The sequence below is a fragment of the Micromonospora sp. NPDC049060 genome (assembly GCF_040649055.1).
In the GTDB taxonomy this organism is placed as follows: Bacteria; Actinomycetota; Actinomycetes; order Mycobacteriales; family Micromonosporaceae; genus Micromonospora; species Micromonospora reichwaldensis.
Map to the genome: position 1 here is coordinate 1 of NZ_JBEZEV010000079.1, position 16,978 is coordinate 16,978.

15 protein-coding genes are annotated in these 16,978 nt (G+C 73.9%); 5 read left to right on the plus strand and 10 right to left on the minus strand.

Annotated features, from left to right (window positions below):
* Positions 1–132: 132 nt before the first annotated feature.
* Together AB0B83_RS23635 and AB0B83_RS23640 are read right to left on the minus strand one after the other, a co-directional pair.
* Positions 133–1,500, minus strand: a complete 1,368-nt coding sequence (locus tag AB0B83_RS23635) for a DUF1501 domain-containing protein (protein ID WP_357579992.1) — start codon at positions 1,498–1,500, stop codon at positions 133–135.
* Positions 1,501–1,520: 20 nt separating this feature from the next.
* Positions 1,521–3,596: a DUF1800 domain-containing protein gene (locus AB0B83_RS23640; protein ID WP_357579993.1), complete on the minus strand. Its 2,076-nt coding sequence runs from the start codon at positions 3,594–3,596 to the stop codon at positions 1,521–1,523.
* Between the two features lie 470 nt (positions 3,597–4,066).
* Here AB0B83_RS23640 and AB0B83_RS23645 point away from each other — a divergent pair, with 470 nt between their 5' ends.
* Positions 4,067–4,324, plus strand: coding sequence for a DUF3040 domain-containing protein (locus tag AB0B83_RS23645; protein ID WP_357579994.1), 258 nt, complete (start codon positions 4,067–4,069; stop codon positions 4,322–4,324).
* A gap of 31 nt (positions 4,325–4,355) precedes the next feature.
* Here the strand turns inward: AB0B83_RS23645 and AB0B83_RS23650 are convergent, their stop codons facing one another.
* Together AB0B83_RS23650 and AB0B83_RS23655 are read right to left on the minus strand one after the other, a co-directional pair.
* The gene (locus AB0B83_RS23650) at positions 4,356–5,312 is read right to left on the minus strand and encodes an SWIM zinc finger family protein (RefSeq protein ID WP_357579995.1); all 957 of its coding nucleotides are present in this window, start codon (positions 5,310–5,312) and stop codon (positions 4,356–4,358) included.
* The gene (locus tag AB0B83_RS23655; RefSeq protein WP_357579996.1) at positions 5,309–8,584 is read right to left on the minus strand and encodes an SNF2-related protein; all 3,276 of its coding nucleotides are present in this window, start codon (positions 8,582–8,584) and stop codon (positions 5,309–5,311) included. Before AB0B83_RS23655 ends, AB0B83_RS23650 begins: the two co-directional genes overlap by 4 nt.
* Positions 8,585–8,728: 144 nt before the next feature.
* Between AB0B83_RS23655 and AB0B83_RS23660 the strand changes: the two genes are divergently transcribed.
* Positions 8,729–9,601, plus strand: coding sequence for a carbohydrate kinase family protein (locus AB0B83_RS23660; RefSeq protein ID WP_357579997.1), 873 nt, complete (start codon positions 8,729–8,731; stop codon positions 9,599–9,601).
* 61 nt (positions 9,602–9,662) lie between these two features.
* On the opposite strand, the gene AB0B83_RS23665 is transcribed toward AB0B83_RS23660, so the two are convergent.
* Entirely contained in the window at positions 9,663–10,184 is a 522-nt protein-coding gene (locus AB0B83_RS23665; RefSeq protein WP_357579998.1) for a DinB family protein, read from the minus strand.
* Positions 10,185–10,267: 83 nt separating this feature from the next.
* Here AB0B83_RS23665 and AB0B83_RS23670 point away from each other — a divergent pair, with 83 nt between their 5' ends.
* A complete protein-coding gene (locus tag AB0B83_RS23670) occupies positions 10,268–10,474 on the plus strand; it encodes a hypothetical protein (RefSeq protein ID WP_121400365.1) in 207 nt (68 codons plus the stop codon).
* Between the two features lie 9 nt (positions 10,475–10,483).
* Here AB0B83_RS23670 and AB0B83_RS23675 read toward each other — a convergent pair whose 3' ends face one another.
* From AB0B83_RS23675 to AB0B83_RS23685, 3 genes are all read right to left on the minus strand, one after another.
* Positions 10,484–11,629, minus strand: coding sequence for a polysaccharide pyruvyl transferase family protein (locus AB0B83_RS23675; RefSeq protein WP_357579999.1), 1,146 nt, complete (start codon positions 11,627–11,629; stop codon positions 10,484–10,486).
* A gap of 67 nt (positions 11,630–11,696) precedes the next feature.
* Positions 11,697–12,176: a GNAT family N-acetyltransferase gene (locus AB0B83_RS23680; protein WP_357580000.1), complete on the minus strand. Its 480-nt coding sequence runs from the start codon at positions 12,174–12,176 to the stop codon at positions 11,697–11,699.
* A gap of 20 nt (positions 12,177–12,196) precedes the next feature.
* Positions 12,197–12,775 carry a TetR family transcriptional regulator gene (locus tag AB0B83_RS23685; protein ID WP_357580001.1) on the minus strand — a complete coding sequence of 193 codons (579 nt, stop codon included), beginning with the start codon at positions 12,773–12,775 and terminating at the stop codon, positions 12,197–12,199.
* Between the two features lie 74 nt (positions 12,776–12,849).
* On the opposite strand from AB0B83_RS23685, the gene AB0B83_RS23690 reads away from it, so the two are divergent.
* A complete protein-coding gene (locus AB0B83_RS23690; RefSeq protein ID WP_357580002.1) occupies positions 12,850–13,431 on the plus strand; it encodes a dihydrofolate reductase family protein in 582 nt (193 codons plus the stop codon).
* A 49-nt stretch (positions 13,432–13,480) separates the two neighbouring features.
* On the opposite strand, the gene AB0B83_RS23695 is transcribed toward AB0B83_RS23690, so the two are convergent.
* Together AB0B83_RS23695 and AB0B83_RS23700 are read right to left on the minus strand one after the other, a co-directional pair.
* A complete protein-coding gene (locus tag AB0B83_RS23695; protein ID WP_357580003.1) occupies positions 13,481–14,278 on the minus strand; it encodes an alpha/beta fold hydrolase in 798 nt (265 codons plus the stop codon).
* Positions 14,279–14,368: 90 nt separating this feature from the next.
* On the minus strand, positions 14,369–14,839 hold the full coding sequence (locus tag AB0B83_RS23700; RefSeq protein ID WP_357580004.1) for a GNAT family N-acetyltransferase: 471 nt from the start codon (positions 14,837–14,839) through the stop codon (positions 14,369–14,371).
* A gap of 524 nt (positions 14,840–15,363) precedes the next feature.
* On the opposite strand from AB0B83_RS23700, the gene AB0B83_RS23705 reads away from it, so the two are divergent.
* Positions 15,364–16,965 carry an RICIN domain-containing protein gene (locus AB0B83_RS23705; RefSeq protein ID WP_357580005.1) on the plus strand — a complete coding sequence of 534 codons (1,602 nt, stop codon included), beginning with the start codon at positions 15,364–15,366 and terminating at the stop codon, positions 16,963–16,965.
* Positions 16,966–16,978: the final 13 nt, after the last annotated feature.

Here is a 16,978-nt window from a genome sequence, read left to right on the forward strand (position 1 = left end):
GGCGGGGCACCCGGCGGGGTGTGGCTGGAGCTGGACCCGCCCCGGTCGGTGCAGACGGTGGACCTCCCGCTCGTACGACAGCTCTGCGCGTCGTCCCGGTGCGGCGGCCGGCGGCGTGGGTGCGCGGGTACGTCACGCGTACAGCTTCATCGGGCGGTACTTCTGCCGGGGGAAGATCTTGTCCACCTCCGCGTTGGTGAGCCCGAAGCGGCCCTGCGCGACGGCCCCGTAGACGTTGAACATGTTGTTGTACTCGGGCACGTCGCCGGAGTCCAGGTCGGCCAGCCCGTTCCAGGTGCCCAGCAGCGAGCCGGCGAGCTTGCGGCCGGAGAGCACGGTGACCACCCCGCCGTGGCCGTGGTCGGTGCCGCCGCCGTTGGAGGCGACCCGCCGGCCGAACTCGCTGGAGACCATGATGGTCACGTCGGCGGACTTCTCCCCCAGGTCGGTGAAGAACGCCGCCATGGCGCTGGCCAGCTCGTTGAGCCGCCGGTGCAGCTGACCGCCGTCGCGGGTGCCCTGGTTCTCGTGGGTGTCGTAGCCGCCCATCCCGACGGTGGCGACCCGGACGTTCGCCCCGCCCTTGATGAGCTGGGCGAGCTGCTGGAACGCGTTGCCGACGCCCTTGTACTCGACGCCCTCGGCCGCCTGGTACGGCTTCGCGGCGAGGCGCTGCGCGGTGGCCAGCGCGCCGAGGCCGTCCTGCACGGCGTCCTGCACGGGGTGGTTGATCCCGGTGAAGAGCCCCTTGATCGCCTTCTCGGTCGCGGCCCGGTACCGGTCGTCGCCGTTGAGCCGCAGCGAGCCGACGTTGTTGAGGGAGAGCGCGCCGTTGTTGCCGACCAGCGAGCGGGGCAGGGTGCTGCCGATGCCGACGCTGCGGAACGCGGTGCCCGTGCCGAGCGCGTCGACCAGGCTGTCCAGCCAGCCCCGGCCGCCGGTCTCGCCGGGCAGGCCGCCGAGGTTGCAGGCGTCCGCGGCCTGGAAGTGGCTGCGCGAGAGCCGCTCGTCGGAGACCGCCGGGACGAAGCCGAGGTTGCCGCTCTTCAGCCACTTCTCCAGCGGCTTGAACGCGCTGGTCAGCTTGAAGCCGCGGCCCACGGCCAGGGAGTCGTCGCCGAGCAGCAGGTCGGGGCGGGCCTTGGCGAGCACCGGGTCGTCCGCCGGGGCCACCAGGCTCAGCCCGTCCAGCCCGCCGTAGAGGAAGACGTGGATCAGGGTGCCGGTCTTGGTGGCGGCGAACGAGGCCGAGGTGGTGACGAACTGGGCGGTCGCGAGGGCGGTGGCGGTGGCCGCGGCGCCGGCCACGAACGTCCGCCGGGTCACGCCCCGACCGTCCTGCTGGGCCTCCTCGAGGTCCTCCAGCCGCCGGTAGCGGTCGGCCTCGGCGGCGTTCTCGGCGGCGACGATGTCGGCCTCCGCCCGCAGCAGCGCCTCGGCCGGGTCGTTGGCCAGCCGCCGCAGGTCGGGGCATTCGGGGTGCAGGGGGAACGTGTGCACAGTCTTCTCCATCGGGTGCCTCACCGGAGGTGGTGCTGGGGGGAAGCGAGGATCGCCCGCGCTACGGCGGTGACGGCCCCGTCGAACGTGGCGTCGACCTTGTCGCCGGCAGCCACGCCGGCCACGCCGAGGATCAGGGACCGTTCCCTGGCGCTCAGCTTCTGACCCACCAGCCGCAGGGCCAGCGCGTCCACGTACGCCCCGCCGGTGGCCGGTGGCCGGGCCACCAGCTTCTCCGGCGGCGTGTAGGTGAAGACGGTGCGTCGGCCGGCGAGCAGCTCGCCCGCCTCGTTCCAGCCGTGGACCATGGTGCCGGCGGAGGTCCAGGCCACATAGACGTCCGGGTAGCCGTCGGGGGTGGGCTGGCCCATCGGGTACTGGCCCAGCTCGCGCATCCTGTCGTGGATCTGCCGCAGCCCCCGGGCGTACGGGGTGCGCTTGTTGTCGCCGTTGTCGTGCTTCGGCGACGCCTCCGGGGACACCCCCAGGGCCCGGTACGTGGCGACCAGGTACTCCATCGGCCGGCGCACCTTCTGGCCCACCGCCGCCCAGAACTCCGAGGAGCTGAACAGCGTCATCAGCACCGGCTTGATCATGCCCTTGTTCAGGCTGTACGACTTCGCCAGCCGCTCCACGAGGGACTTCGGCGGGGTGTCCGAGACGAACCGGGTGGCCAGGCTCTGCGCCACGTACTTAGCGGTGGACGGGTGCAGCGCGATGTACGTGATGTACGCGTCGATGGCCGCCTCGGCCTTCTTCGGGTCCTTCGAGGCGTTCGCGTGGGTGAAGCCGAGCACCTTCACCTTGCCGACGTAGTGCCGCTCGGGGCGGAACACGTACTTCCCGTCGTTGACGCCCCGGCCGGTCTGGAGCAGGGCCGCCTGCCGGACGTCCTTCTCGGTGTAGCCGCCGTCGACGCCGACCGAGTACAGCTCCAGGTTCTCGCGGGCCAGGTTCTCGTTGACCGCGTCGGCGCGGGAGTCGTTCTGGTTGAGGTAGAGCAGCAGCGCCGGGTGCCGGTTCGCGGCGAGCAGCATCTCGGGGTAGCTGCCGAGGGCGTGCGCCCGCACGACGTCCCGGTCGAAGGACGCGCGGTAGACCTCGCCCCCGTCGAAGTCCGCGGCGACGTGCAGGAAGTCGTTCCAGAAGTCGACCATGACCTCGAACAGCTGCCGCTGCGACCAGATCTGCCGGGCGATGGTGGCGTCCACCATCTCCTTCTCCGGCTGCGCGCCACGCTCGTTGAGCTGCTCGCGCTGCTCGCGCAGCTGCGCGGTGCCCAGCTTCAGCGTCGGCAGGTCGGCGAGCTTCAGCTCGGCCTTCGTCGGGGCGATCTTGTCGGGGTCGAGCTGCCAGCGCAGCCAGCCGTCGATGCCCCGCTCCCTGATGTCGGCGAGGACCTGCCCGGTGGCGCCGAAGGTGGCCCGCCGGGCCAGGTGCAGGATCGGGTCCTTGGCGAGCACCGTCTTGACGGTCACCTTGGTCTCCGCGGCGGCGGCGGCCGGCCCGGAGAAGGTCCGGCCGCCGGCCGGCGCGTTCTTCTTCAGCGCCTCGCCGGCCCGGGAGCCCATGTAGCTCTCGTTCTGCTCGGTGTAGGTGCGCACCGTGCTCGGCTGCTGGCCGCTCGGCCGGGCGGGGGTGCCGTCGGTGACCGTGGTGCCGGTGGCGTCGCCGGCCACCGCCTCGTCGCCGAGGAGGCTGCGGATCTGCGGGGTCATCGCCAGGGCGGCGCCACCGGCGACCACGGCCGCGGTGCCGCCGAGGGCCACGAGGGCCTTGCGCCGGCCGACCTTGGGGCCCGGCTCGTCGCCGTCGTCCAGGTTGGGCAGTCCCGGGCCGGCCGACGGAGCGGCGGCCTGCCGCGCGAAGCCCTCCGGGCCGACCCACTGTGGTCCGCGCGCGGCCGGGTGCCCGGCGTGCGCGTACTGGCCCTGCGTGTCTCCGGGGTGTGCGCCCTGGTGCGGGGCGCGCGCGTCGTGGCCGTGGGGGGTGGGGGCGTAGGTGTCGCGGTGACCGTCGCCGGCGGCGGGGTACTGACGCCCGTCCCATCCGCGATCGTCCCGCGGTCGCCGTGGTGGCACATTCTGGTCGGCCATGTACCAATCCGTTTCTGCTGCGCCGCGACGACTGGCACCGGGCACGGGGGCAGGTGCGGCGACTGGTGCCTGAGGGGGTTGTCACCGGAAGGTAATCAAGCGTTCAGGTGCCTTCAAGCAGCACCGGAAGCCCCCAGGACGGCACTTAAGGCGCCGCTCAGCGCGGGTCGGCGACACCGGAACCCGGCGCGGTCCGGCACGGACCTCGCGAGCAGGGCGTACGCGGCACGGCACGGGCCGGATCCGGCCATCGCGGCCGACCCGGCGCGGGAGGCCCCTTTCATCGCCACAGGCAAATTTAAGGTGCGGCTAAGCCTGCGCTGAGGCGCTCCCCCGCGCACCCGGAGAGCCGGGGCGCGGCCGGACGGGCGTGGGCCGGGCGGGGCGGCAAAGTAGCAGCAGGACGGGAGCGTGAGCCGCCGCCGCAGCGGGTATGCCGCCGAACCGCTGAACACGTGAGGGGAAGGCACATGCTCAGCAAAGAGGATCAGCGCAGGTTCGAGCAGATCACCCGTCAGCTCCGGGAGAGCGATCCGGCGTTCTTCGCCCGGCTCGACAACCGGGCCCGGGCCCGTCGCGGCCGCTGGCTGATGCTGTTGACGATCGTGCTGTGGGCCTCGCTGCCGGCGATGACCGTGCTGGCCGGGCGACTGGCCGGGGCCGTCTGCGCGGTGGTCCTGGTGGCCAACGCCGCATTCATGTGGCGGTTCCGCCGCCGCTGGCTGTGACCCGGGGCCGCGTACCGTTCCGCCGGCGCTCTCACCCGCCGAGGAGCCGGTACGCCCGCCGCAGCCGCTCCAGGAGACCGGGCCCACCGATGGCGGGGGCCGGCGCGCCGAGCTGCCGCAGCAGCAGGTCCGGTCCGGTCGACAGGCTGGGTGGCCGGTCGGGCAACGGGACCGGCGGCAGCCAGAACCGGTCGACCGCCTCGGCCAGCGGCGCCGGCGGCAGGCCGGCGAGCGCCCGCGACGCCCCGACCGGCGGGACGGCCACGGCGTCCCGCCCGGCACCCGGTACACCGCCGTCCCGCGTGGACTCCGCCGTCGGCGCCACCGCACCGCCCAGCGTGGACGGTGCGGCCGGCTGGTCGTCGGCGTCGGCCCGCAGGACGCGCAGCCGGTCGAGCAGCTGCGTCCGGCTCCGGCCCCGCCAGTGCAGCAACTGGAACGGGTCGGCGTCGAACGCCTCCGCGAGCAGGTAGAACGTGGCCGCGAGGTGCTTGCAGGGAACGGCGAAGTCGGGGCAGCTGCACCGCTGACGCAGCTCCGCCACGCCGGCGGGGAAGAGCGGGGCACCGGCGGCCCCGAACAGCTCCTCCAGTTCCGGGGGCAGGTCGCCGGCGAGCAGCCGGGCGCTGAAGAACGCCTGGGCGGCCAGCTCCGCCTCCACGCGGGCCCAGATCGCCTCCGGGAACGGCGGCAGCGCGATGCTCACCTCGTACGGCTGCGCGCGGGAGCCCTGCACGACGGCGCCGACGGTGCCCGGGGCGACCTCCAGGCGGACCACCTGTCCGGCCCGCGCGTACGAGCGGCCACGGGTCAGCCGGGTGCCGAGGGCGAACGACTCCAACACCTCCAGGAAGCGTTGGGACCACCAGGACCGGCCGATGGCACCCCGGGTGCTGCGGGCCCGCAGCCCGCCGTCGACCCGGCGCGGCCGGCCGTAGTCGGCGAACCGGCCGTTGCCGCCGCCGTCGCCCTGCGCCTGCCCGCTCACTCCACCACCGCCCCGGCTTCCAGGGTGAACAGCTCGCGCAGCTGCGTCGTGGACAGCTCGGTGACCCACTGCTCGCCGGTGCCGACGACCGAGGCGGCGAGGCTACGCTTGTCGGCGATCAGCGCCGCCACCTTCTCCTCCACCGTGCCGGCGCAGACGAACTTGCGGACCTGCACCCGGCGCCGCTGGCCGATGCGGAACGCCCGGTCGGTGGCCTGGTCCTCGACGGCGGGGTTCCACCACCGGTCGACGTGCACCACGTGGTTGGCCTCGGTGAGGGTGAGCCCGGTGCCGCCGGCCTTGAGCGACAGGACGAAGATCGCCGGTCCCCCCGGGGACTGGAACCGGGTCACCATGGCGTCCCGGTCGGCCTTGCCGACGCCGCCGTGCAGGAAGAGCACCTCCCGGCCGAAGCGGGCCGACAGGTGCCCGCGCAGCATGCCGCCGAACTCGGCGTACTGGGTGAAGAGCAGGGCCCGCTCCCCCGCCGCGAGGACCTCGTCCAGGATCTCCTCGAGGCGGGCCAGCTTGCCGGAGCGGCCGGGCAGCGCCGAGCCGTCGCGCAGCAGTTGCGCGGGGTGGTTGCAGACCTGCTTGAGCCGGGTCATGGCGGCGAGCACCAGCCCGCGGCGCTCGATGCCGTCGCTGGACTCGATCCGCGCCATCATGTCGTCGACGATCGCCCGGTAGAGCGAGGCCTGCTCGGCGGTGAGGTTGCAGAGCACCTCCATCTCCAGCTTCTCCGGCAGGTCGGAGATGATCGAGGAGTCGGTCTTGAGCCGGCGCAGCACGAACGGGCCGGTGATCCGGCGCAGCCGCTCGGCCGTCTCGGCGTCGCCGTGCCGCTCGATCGGCTCGGCGTACTTCTTGCGGAAGGTCGCCGCCGGCCCGAGCAGGCCGGGGTTGGCGAACTGCATGATCGACCAGAGGTCCGCCAGCCGGTTCTCCACGGGCGTGCCGGTGACGGCGATCCGGTGCCGGGCGGGCAGCGCGCGGACCGCCTCGGCCTGCCGGGTGGCGGCGTTCTTGATGGCCTGGGCCTCGTCGACCACCACCCGCCGCCAGTCGATCCCGGCCAGCTCGACCGCGTCGCGGGCCGCGACCGAGTAGGTGGTGAGGACCAGGTCCGCGTCGTGCACGGCCGCGCCGAACGCCTCGCCACGCGCCCGCTCCGCGCCGTGGTGCACGTGTACGCGCAGCCCCGGCGTGAACCGCGCCGCCTCGCGCTGCCAGTTGCCCACCAGCGACATCGGGCAGACCAGCAGGGTCGGGCCGGCGTCCGGCGGGTCCCCGGCGAGCAGGGCGAGCAGCTGCACCGTCTTGCCCAGCCCCATGTCGTCGGCGAGCACCGCGCCGAGCCCCAGCGACTGGAGGAACGCCAGCCAGGCCAGCCCCCGCCGCTGGTACGGCCGCAGCGTGCCGTGGAAGCCCGGCGGCGGGTCCAGCGGGGCGAGCCGGCGCTCCACCGCCCCGGCGAGCAGGTCGCCCAGCGCGCCGTCGGCGCTGACCTCCAGCACCGGCAGCGCGTCCGGCTGCTCGGCGTCGGTCAGGCCGAGCCGGAGCAGGTCGGCGACGGTCAGCTCGCCGGAGGACCGGAGCAGCCGCAGGCCGGCGGCGAGCCGCTTCGGGTCCAGCTCCACCCACTGCCCGCGCAGCCGCACCAGCGGGGTCTTCAGCGCGGCCAGCGACGCCAGCTCCTCGGCCGTGAGCGGCTGGTCGCCGAGGGACACCTCCCAGCGGTAGTCGACGAGGGCGTCCAGCCCGACGCCCCCGACGGTGGCGGCGACCGTGCCCGGGGCGGTCCGGCTGCGGGCCTGCAACCGGGCGCCGAGCCGGGACGACGGGCGTCGCCACCAGGACGGCAGCAGCACGGCGAACCCGGCGGCGTGCAGCACCGGCGCGCCCTCGCGGAGGAACCGGTGCGCCCCCTCGACGTCCAGCTCCAAAGCCTCCGGCGTGGCCGTACGCAGGGCGTCGTCCAGCTCGGGCCAGAGCCGGCTGGCGCGCCCCAGCTCGGCGAGCAGGGTCTCCTGCGGGTCGTCGCCGCGGCCGGCCAGCCCGGCGACGCTGGCCGGCGCCCGCCAGACCTGCCCGGCGTCCACGTGCAGGCTCGGCTCGTCCGCCGCCTGGAGCCCGAACTCGATGCGCCACCGCCCGGCCGGCCGCGCCGTCGCCGCCGGGTCGGCGGGCACCACGACCACCGCCTCGGTGAGCTCCTCGGCCGGCGGCTCGACCAGGCGGAAGCTGGCCCGCACGGCGCCGCCGGCCGCGTCGCGCTGCCAGGCGTCCAGTTCGGCGCGGAGGGTGTCCAGCGCGGCCGGGTCGGCGGCGAACTCCCGCACCGGCCCGGTGAGCGCGGCCAGCCAGGCCGGCACCGCGCCGTTCGGGCGTACACCCCGGGCCAGCGCGGTCTCGGCCAGGGCCGCCCGGACGGCGGCGTCGGTGAGCGCGTCGAGCGCGTCGGCGACCAGCGCGCCCGGCGCGTCGACGGCGGCCGGCGCGGGCCGGTGGCGCCCGGCGGGCGGGCCGGGTCGCGCGCGCCGAGCGGCGACCGACCCGGACGGGGTGTCCGCCCCGGCGGCGGCACCGGGGTCGCCCGGCGCGTCCGGCCCGGTGGCGGCGCGGGCGGCCGGGGGCAGGGCCAGCGCCAGCGCCCGGGCCCAGGCGGCGTCCGTGCCGGTCAGCAGCGGTCGCCAGACCGCCCGGGCGCCGGCCTCCGCCCGCTCCCCGCCCGCGCGGGTCCGGCCCGGAGCCGGAGAAGCCGCGCAGCCGCCGCTGGCCGCCCGGGAGCGAGCCGCCGGGGGCGCCTCGGCGAGGCCGGGCAGGACCCGGCCCCGGGCCGCCAGGTCGACCGCGAAGTCGGCCAGTTCGGCGAGGTGGCGCAGGGTCGCGCCCGGCACGGCGGCCACCGCGTCGACGCCGCGCAGCAGGGCCAGGGCGGCGTCGGGGGCGTACCAGAGGACGGGCACCCGCCAGCCGGCGAGGGTGACCGGCCCGCGGACCGCCCCCGCGACGTCGGCGCGGACGAGTTCCGGGGAGTCCAGCGGTGCGCCGGCCCGGGTGGGAAGGGTGAGCAGGGCGGTGCCGAGGTGGGCCGGCTCGGCTGCCGCGGCCAGCGCGGCGACGAGCGCGGCCTGGTCGGCGGCGAACGGGTGCGGCCGTTCCCGGGGCGCCCGGCCCGGGCGGCGCGGCGCGTGGGCCGGCAGCGCGCTGTCCTCGGCCCAGACGGCGAGCCCCACGCCGGACCGCCAGACCCCGTGGACGACCAGCACGCGTCCCCCTCCTCGCGACGACCCCGGCGAGGATATCGGTCCGGGCCGACGGCCCCGGCCAGCACACCGTCGGCCGTCCGGACGAGCCGGCGGCGGGCGGCCCTGGCCCCGCGGCCGCCGGGCGGCGGGAATAGGGTCTGGCGCGTGTACGACCTCCTCGTGATCGGCGGTCTCGGCGTCGACGTGCGGGTACGGGTGCCCGCGATCCCGCTGCCGGCCGCCGACTCCGTCACCGTCGACCCGATCGACCTGCGGATCGGCAACACCGGCGCCGGGGTGGCGCTCGCCGCGCACGCGCTCGGGCTCCGGGTGGCGGTGGTCGACGTCATCGGTGTCGACCCGGCCGGCGACGTGGTCCGCGCCGCGCTGGCCCGCACCGGCGTGCACGCGGTGCTGGGCGACGCCCCGGCCGGCACCCGGCGGTCGGTGAACATGGTCGACCCGGCCGGCCGGCGGATGTCGCTCTACGACCCGCGCCCCTGGCACGGGCCGGCCCCGTTCCCGGCGGCCGAGGTGACCGCGCTGGTCCGGCAGGCGGCCCACGTACACCTGTCGATCATGGATTGGACGCTTCCCCTGCTGCCCGTCCTGCGCGCGGGGCTGGCCGGCGGGGCCGTCCTCTCCACCGACCTGCACGACTGGGACGGCGCGAACGCCTACCACCGGCCCTTCGCCGAGGTGGCCGACCTGGTCTTCGTCAGCGGGGTCCGGCTGGGCGCGGGGGCCGGCGCGCTCGCCGCCGCGCTGGCGCCCCGCACGGTGCTGGTGACCCGGGGGGCGGACGGCGCCGAGCTGCACACCGGCACGGGCGACCCGACGGCGGTGCCCGCCGCCGCGCCGCCCGCACCGGTCGTCGACACCAACGGCGCGGGGGACGCCTTCGCGGCGGGCGTGATCGCCGCCCGGCTGCGCGGCGCGGCGCTGACCGACGCGGCGGCGTACGCGGCCCGGGTCGCCGCGGCGGCCTGCACCCACGACGGCATGGAGTATCCGCCCGACCTGCTGCCGCGTCGCTGAGCCCACCGTGCGTCGGCGCGCGGCGCGCCCGGGTCAGGGTCGCCGCGCCGGCCGGCGGCGGTCAGAGCGCGCCGGTGGCGCCGTCGGTCAGCTCGCGGAGGATGTCGGCGTGCCCGACGTGCCGGGCGGTCTCCTCGATCATGTGCACGAGGATCCAGCGCAGCGAGACCTCACCGAGCTGCGGGTGCGGCACGACGTGGTCGAGGTCGAACCGGCCGGCGACCTCCCGGGACCGGGCGCACGCCTGCTCGTACGCGGCGGTGAGCCGTTCGACGGTGTCGTCGTCGGTGAGCGTGAAGCTCGCCGCCGCGTCCTCCTCCGAGGTGAGGTAGACGTCGCCCGGGCCGGGGGCGAGCAGGCACGGGAACCAGTTCCGCTCCACAAGCGTCAGGTGTCTGACGAGGCCGGCGACGGTGGTGGCCGAGGGCACCAGCCGGCGGGCCGCGTCGGCGTCGGAGAGCCCGCGCACCTTGCGCAGCAGCACGCCCCGGTGGAAGTCGAGGAACGATTCGAGCACGGCCCGCTCGTCGCCGGTGCGCGCCAGCACCGGGCCGAGCGTGGGATCGATCGCCATCTCCGCCATCCACCGACCCTAGTGCCGGGCCGCCCCGGCCCGCTGCCCCGCTATCCGCTGCGGGGTCCTCCCGCGCGGGGCAGGATGGGCGCATGGCATCAACGGCAGAGATCCCCCTGGTCGGTGGCGTGGCCGACGGCGAGACCGTCACCGTGGAGCTGGACCCGAACGGCCGCCCGCCGCTGACCCACCACCACCTCGGCGCGAAGGGGCTGGCCGAGGCGGAGATCTACGAGCTGGAGTCCGTGGACGCCGACGCCGACCGGTGGTGCTACCGCTGGCGGGGGCCGGCGGTCTGAGCCGGCGGGTCAGACCGCCGGGGCCAGGGTGCGGGCGCGCAGGCTGTCCAGCACGGCGCGGGTGACCTGGGAGGTTCCCCGGGCCTCGTCGCACACCTCGGCCACCCGTCGGGCGGTGGCCTCGGCCCGCTGCTCCCGCTCGTCCCAGAGCCGGTCGACCTCGGCCAGCAGCGGGCCCTCGACCTCCCGCTCCACGCCGCGCAGCGCCGGCACCCCGAGCCGCTGGGCGAGGTCGAAGACCTTGCCGGCGTACGGCAGGGGCAGGAACGGCGTGCCCGCCATCGCGGCGAAGATCAGGAAGTGCAGCCGCATGCCCACGGCCAGGTCGAAGTGGCGCATCAGCCCGAGCACCTGCTGGGGCGAGTAGGTGCCGTGCAGGATCCGGCCCCGCTCGGCGGCGACCATGTGCGACAGCACGCCGTGCGAGTGCCGGATGTCGTCGCGCTCCATCGGGACGAAGAGCACGTAGGCGTCGATCCGGTGCACCAGGAAGTCGCCGATCTGGGCGAGCAGGCGGTGGTAGCCGTCGACGTCGAGGCGCTCGGCGGCCCGGCCCGGTTCCCGCACGCTCATCCCGACCAGCCGCTTGCCCGCCGGCACCCCCTCCTCGCGGAGCAGCTCTGCCGGGAAGTCCTCGGGCTCGATCAGGAACGCGGGATCGGCGGTGACGGTGATCGGGTTGAGCAGCCCCGCCTCCTCCAACACCATCCGGGACTCCTGGTCCCGTACGGTCACCTGGGTGGCGCTGGCCAGGGTCTCCCGCACCATGCCGGTGTCCACGTCCTCGCTGAGCGGCCCGACCCCCACCGCGTACGTCAGCAGCGGCAGGCCCCGCTCCTGGGCGACCCGGACCACCCGCAGGTAGCGGCGGGCCTCCCGGTCGTAGAGGATGCCGCCGCCGCCGAGGATCAGCACGTCGAGCTGGGCCAGCACGAGCGCCGAGTCCGTCCGGCTGACCCCCTCCCAGGGCACCGCCTCCACGTCGGGATGGGCGATGCGGGTGTGCTCGGGGTTGCGGGAGAAGACGATGATCCGTCCGTTCGGCTCCTGCTCGCGCAGGTCGGTCAGGAGACCGCTGAGGATCGCCTCGTCACCGAGGTTGCGACCGCCGTACGAGCCGAGCACACCGATGGTCAGTCCGCCACCATGCCTCATCCGTCGCTCCTCCCCAGGTGCGTCCGAGGCGGGGTTCCCGTTGCGCCGGGGAACACTCCTGACGGGCTCAGCCGGCCGGGGAGATCCGCTTCGTCATCTGCTGGGCGGCCACCCGGTAGCCGAGGTCGTGGTAGAGGCGGATCGCCCCGGTGTTGGAGCCGAAGACGTTCAGCCCCAGCTCGGGCACCCCGAGGGCGGCGAGTTCCGCCTCGACGAGCTGGATCATCCGCCGCCCGTACCCCTGTCTGCGGTGTCCGGGATGCACCTCGACGCTGTTGAGCCACGCGGTGTGGGGCCCGGCGGGGCCGCCGGGGAGGCCGACCCAGATCCACCCCACCTCGACGTCGCCCACCCGGGCCGTGCGGAGCAGGGTGCCGGCGCTGTCGACGCCGTCGGGGAGCTGTTCGCGCAGCTGGGTGGTGGCCCGTTCCAGGGCCGCGGCCGGCGCCAGGCCGCGGTCGGTGACCATCGCCTCGGCGTACGAGCGCACGAGCGGCTCCCGCACCCGCGCGAACTCCTCGGCCGTCATCGGCACCAGTTCCACCACGCCGCCTCCCTCTGCCGGAGTCACCGGTCGACACCGCCGACCAGCCGGGACACGAACGCCACGACCACGTCGTCGGGGTCGAATCCCGCCTCGATGGACGTGCCGAGCAGATCGAGCAGCAGCCCGTCCACGGCGTAGTGCAGCAGAGCGACCTCGAACGCGCCACCCGGTAATCCGGCGGCGAGGTGGAACGCGACGTCGTCGCGGTAGCCGCGCCGCAGGGTGTCGCCGAGGATCCGGGCCAGGTCGGGGCGGCGGGCCGCCTCCAGCCGCAGCTCGATCAGCGCCCGGGTGAGGTCGGGCTGCCGCGTGGTCCGCTCGACGATGTAGCGCAGGTAGTCCGTGAACAGCTCCAGGGACGGCTCGCGGGCGCCCAGTTCGGCCAGGACCCGCTCGTCGGGGGCGAACCGCTCCATGATCCGCTCGCCGAGCGCGCCGAGCAGGGCGTCCCGGGAGCGGAAGTAGTTGGACGCGGTCCCCGTCGGCACGCCCGCCTCGGCGTCGACCGCCCGGTGGGTGAGGCCGCGTGCCCCGGTCGCCGCCAGCACCCGCAGCCCCGCGTCGGCCAGGGCCGCCCGTCGTTCCACGTTTCTCGCCACGGGGAACACCGTAGCAACAACCACTACGCGTGTAGTAACTTCATCCACGACACCAGTAGTGATTGGGGATCGGTTTGCGCAAACTCGTGTACTACGTCGCCAGCACCCTCGACGGCTTCATCGCCGCCCCCGACGGGTCGTACGACTTCTTCCCGCTGGAGCCCGACCTGGCCGCCCACCTCGCGGCCAACTGGTCCCAGACCCTCCCGACGTTCGCCCACCCGCAGTTCGGCATCGACGAGCCGACGGGCCGCTTCGACGCGGTGGTGATGGGCCGGGCCACCTACGACCCGGCGCTGAAGATGGGCGTCACCAGCCCGTACGCGCACCTGAAGCAGTACGTCTTCTCCCGCACCCTGCCGCCGGCCACCGAGCCGGAGGTGGAGATCGTCTCCGCGGATCCGGTGGACTTCGTCCGGGAGCTGAAGCGCCGACCCGGCCGCGACATCTGGCTCTGCGGGGGCGCCCAACTCGCCGGCCAGCTCCTGCCCGAGGTCGACGAGCTGATCATCAAGCTCAACCCGTACGTGGTCGGCAGCGGCATCCCGCTCGCCGACCGGGGGTTCGACCCGCGCCGGTTCGACCTGGTCGACACCCGCCCGTTCGACAGCGGGGTGGTCATCCTCCACTACGCCCGCCCCGCCGGGGCGGAGTGACCGGGCGGCCCGGAACGCGACCGGCCGGAGGTTCCGGCAGCGCCCGGCGTCAGCCGGGCGGCGCCACCGGGTGGGTGAGGAACGGCAGCACGGCGGCGGGCAGCGCCGGCGAGACGACGATGTCGTAGTGGGTGAGCCCCGGCAGCACGGCGAGCCGGGAGGCCGGGCGGTCGGTGCCGTCCCCGCCGGCGTCCCGGTGGCCGCCGCCGAGCAGCCCGAAGAACTCCACCGCGTGCGCGGCGCTGACCGAGTCGGCGTCGGCGAAGACCAGCAGGGTGGGCACGGCGAGGGCGGCCACCTCGGCCGACCAGTCGTAGTCGCGGCGCAGCAGCTCGCCGGTCTTCGCCCAGAGCCGCGACCAGTCCCCCGGCCGGGGCGCGACGCGGGTGTAGAGCGCGTGCGGCGGAGTGCCCCGCATCCGCTCGCCCGCCTCCTCGTCGGGCTCGGGCATGCCCGCCAACACCTCCGGATACCAGCCCAGCCGCCGGCACGGCGCGGAGACGACGACCAGCCGGCGCACCAACGCCGGGTGCTGGATCGCGGTACGCAGCGCCACGCCGCCGCCGAGCGAGTAGCCCAGCACGTCGGCCTCGGCCAGGCCGAGGTGCTCGATCAGCGCCGCGACGTCGTCGGCCATCGACTCGTAGCGCAGCGGGCGGTCGACGTCGGCGGTGCGCCCGTGGCCCTGGAGGTCGACCGCGATCACCCGACGACGCGCGGCGAGCGCCGGCAGGATCGGCGCGAACGTCTCCACCGACCCGAAGCCGCCGTGCAACAACAGCAGCGGACGGCCAGCGCCGTGCTCCTCGTGCCACAGGCGCAGCCCGGCGACCTCCGCGTAGCTCATCGTCCCATCCAACCCCGGCCGGCACGACGTACGCGGCCGATCGGCCGTGCTCTCCCTGCAACGGGACGGGGCGGCCGGGCTGGCCGTGGGCTAGAGCCGCTTGCGCATCTGGATGGCGGTCGCCTCGAAGCCCAGCTGCTCGTAGAGCCTGCGCGCGGGGAGGTTGAAGCCGAAGACGCTCAGGCCGATCGAGACGACTCCCCACTCCCGGCACCGCTGTTCGACGGCCTGGAACATGGCCCGCCCGTGGCCCCTGCGCCGCGCTTCCGGTCGCACCTCGACGTCGTAGCAGAAGGCGTGCGGCCCGTCCGACTTCTGTTCGACGTGCAGCCAGAACATGCCGACCTCGTCGTCACCGTCGTGGACCGTCCAGAGATGGTGCCCCGGCGTGGCCAGACCGTCGGGCAGGAGCCTCGCGTAATCCTCCTGGGCCTTCCGTTCGGCCTCCGGCGCCGGCAGCGCGCCGGACTCGGCGATGTGCTGCGCGTAGCTCGTCTCCGCCCCCCGCCGATACCGGAGGTACTGCTCGGCGGTCATCGGCTCAAGTCTCAGCGTCGCCACCCCGACACCGTATTTCAGCCGTCCGGACCGGGCCGCCCGGGAAGGACAACAAGGACATCAAAATCCACTCCTGCGTCGAGGTACGGCACCGGTAGGACCTGGAACACCTCTGCCTCGGCTCCGTCGGTGGCTCTCCGGGCTGTCGTCCCTTCCCGTCTGGACGGGAGATGGCGGCGGTCAACGCGTCCGGGCCGCCAATCCGGCATCGACGCCGGTCGCGGCGAAGCGATTCCTAAGTCACCGATCAATCATTCACGGCAGACCCTGCGTGCTCGCCATCGTCGAGACTCCACGCACCGGTACCCGAGGCGGCTTCCAGCCGAGATGGACGGGTGGCGACGGCTGCAGACTTCCTCTAGGGTCGAGACCCATCGATAGACATACCCATATGTGCATTTCAATCAGGAAACGGGGACCTGGTGCCATCCACCAAGATTGGGCATCTGTCAGGGCCACAGGCTGATCGAGCTGCGTCAGATAACCCGACGGGCCCTCCTCGAAGGAGATCTAGAACCGCCCGGTCGATGGTGCTGGCGGGTGTGGCCGGCGCAGTTCTGTTCCTGCCCGTCACGCCGACGGCCGCGGTCAGCACTGGCACCGTGGCAGACGACTCGTACCGCTTCGCGGCCAAGGTGAGTGTCGGGCAGGTACGGGCATGCTCCGGTGTCCTGGTGGATCCGCACTGGGTGGCGACGGCGAAGTCGTGCCTGGCGAGCGAGGTGTCGGTCCCGCCGACGCCCGTAGGCTGGGTTCCACAGTGGCCAACAACAGTGACGGTGGGCCGAGTCGATCTGAGAACGAGTGCTGGCCACACGCGAAGCGTGACATCGGTGTTGGGGCACCCGACCCGCAACCTGGCGTTAGCTCGGCTGTCCGCTGCGGTGACCGACGTACCTCCGGTCAGACTGGGCACGACGGTTCCGGCGACCGGCGAGGTGCTACAGATCGCCGGTTTCGGTCGCACTGCCACGGAATGGGTTCCGGACAAGCTTCACGTGGCACCTTTCACGGTGGGCTCCGTCGGCACCTCGACCCTGGAAATCACGGGACAGGATCCGCTGCGGGCGAGCACCTGCAAGGGAGACGTGGGCGGGCCGGCACTGCGTCAAACAGCCAGCGGCCTTGAGCTGGTGGGACTGCACAGTACATCCTGGCAGAGCGGGTGCCTGGCTGAGACCGAAACCCGGGAGGGCTCGACCGAAACGCGCACGGACGACACGGCGGGTTGGATACGGACCTCGATCGCCACCGCGCCTGACTGGCACATCGGTGCGTCTCTGCAAAGCCCGGGCATGGCCATGCAGATCATGAACGCGGCCAACGGCAAGTGTCTCGTCGTCCCTGCCGCCGTTGCGAACCATTCGGCCTCGTACTTCAGGTGCGATACTCCGTTCGTCGACCAGTTGTGGTCGCTGACCCCCGTCGACGGCGTCTATTTCCAGCTACGGAACGCAAACAACGGCGAGTGTCTGGTTGCTCCCACCTGGGGCGGCGGAAACATCATTTCCTACACGTGCGGCGACCACGTGGACCAGCACTGGCGGATAACGACCGATTCGCTACAGAGCCAGTTGCAGAATCGCCGCAACGGCCAATGCCTCGTCGCCCCCGCTTGGGCCCCGAACGACGTGGTGCTCTACACCTGCGGGTCTCATGCCGACCAGTACTGGGTCCAGCGCGGTGTCGGCGGGGGCGGCACCGGGCAGATCGTGGGGCTGGCCGGCAAGTGCGTCGACATCCCCGGCGGCGACCCGGTCGATGGCGCCTGGGTCCAGCTCCACTCCTGCACCTCAGGTGGTGGTCAGATCTGGACGCAGAGCGGCACGGTCCTTACATCTTCGGGCAAGTGCCTGGAGGTACGCGGCTCTGGCACCACCAACAGCACAGCGGTGCAGCTGGCTCCCTGTCGGAACACCGCCGCCCAGAACTGGGTCACCACGGTCGACGGCGCTCTTCGGAATCCCCACTCCGACAAGTGTCTGGCCGTGCCCGGCGGCAACTCGACCGACGGCACGAAGCTGATCATCTGGACCTGCGGTGGGCAGGCGGATCAGCGTTGGATTCTACCGGTGGGGGTAGGCGGTGCCCGTGCTGCAAATCCCGGCAGCGACCACACGAGATCCTGACCGTCCTCGCCGC

Coding starts and splice junctions, on each gene's coding strand:
- AB0B83_RS23640 (WP_357579993.1), bottom strand. CDS start 3,596: ATGGCCGACCAGAATGTGCCACCACGGCGACCGCGGGACGATCGCGGA.
- AB0B83_RS23645 (WP_357579994.1), top strand. CDS start 4,067: ATGCTCAGCAAAGAGGATCAGCGCAGGTTCGAGCAGATCACCCGTCAG.
- AB0B83_RS23665 (WP_357579998.1), bottom strand. CDS start 10,184: ATGGCGGAGATGGCGATCGATCCCACGCTCGGCCCGGTGCTGGCGCGC.
- AB0B83_RS23670 (WP_121400365.1), top strand. CDS start 10,268: ATGGCATCAACGGCAGAGATCCCCCTGGTCGGTGGCGTGGCCGACGGC.
- AB0B83_RS23675 (WP_357579999.1), bottom strand. CDS start 11,629: ATGAGGCATGGTGGCGGACTGACCATCGGTGTGCTCGGCTCGTACGGC.
- AB0B83_RS23695 (WP_357580003.1), bottom strand. CDS start 14,278: ATGAGCTACGCGGAGGTCGCCGGGCTGCGCCTGTGGCACGAGGAGCAC.
- AB0B83_RS23705 (WP_357580005.1), top strand. CDS start 15,364: ATGGTGCTGGCGGGTGTGGCCGGCGCAGTTCTGTTCCTGCCCGTCACG.